Raw genomic sequence first — 555 nt, 5'->3', positions numbered from 1 at the left:
GGGCCGATCATCCTGCTCGCCCATGAGCCGGATATTTTCCCGACCGTACCGGGGCGGGTTTCGCTGACGCTGTCGGGCCACACCCATGGCGGGCAGGTGCGGCTGTTCGGCTATTCGCCTGTCGTGCCGTCGCGTTTCGGCAACCGCTATGCCTATGGCCATGTCGTCGAGAACGACCGCAATCTGATCGTCTCGGGCGGGCTCGGCTTCAGCATCATGCCGGTGCGTTTCGGCGTGCGGCCGGAAATCCTGCAGATCGACCTCGGCTGAGAGCAGCTCTCAGTGAAGCGAGCGGATCACGTCCATCACACCAGGTTCGGCCTTGTCGCCATTGAAGGCATCGACGATCCCAAAGGCGCCGCCATAGCTCCACACCGACCATGAGAAACCATGTGCCTCGGCGCGGGCGATCATGTCCCGGACATAGGCGGCACGGTACTGCACCGGCATCACATAGGCATTGCCATATTCCTGGCGGATCATGCCGAACTCGCCCAGCGTGACGTTTTCGGGCTTGATGCCGTTGGTCTTCGCCCATGCCTCAACCTTTTTGAA

Annotated in this window: 2 pseudogenes; one reads left to right on the top strand and one right to left on the bottom strand. The window is 61.8% G+C overall.

The annotated features are described in order from the left end of the window. Window positions 1–270, top strand: a pseudogene (locus ACWTU8_RS32090) (metallophosphoesterase); the annotation flags it as partial. Window positions 271–279: 9 nt separating this feature from the next. Here the strand turns inward: ACWTU8_RS32090 and ACWTU8_RS32085 are convergent. After that, window positions 280–555: pseudogene (locus ACWTU8_RS32085) on the bottom strand (glycosyl hydrolase); the annotation flags it as partial.

This window comes from Mesorhizobium sp. BHbdii (genome assembly GCF_053848045.1).
Note: the sequence above shows the minus strand (reverse complement) of the source record. Positions and strands in the feature narration are given on the sequence as shown.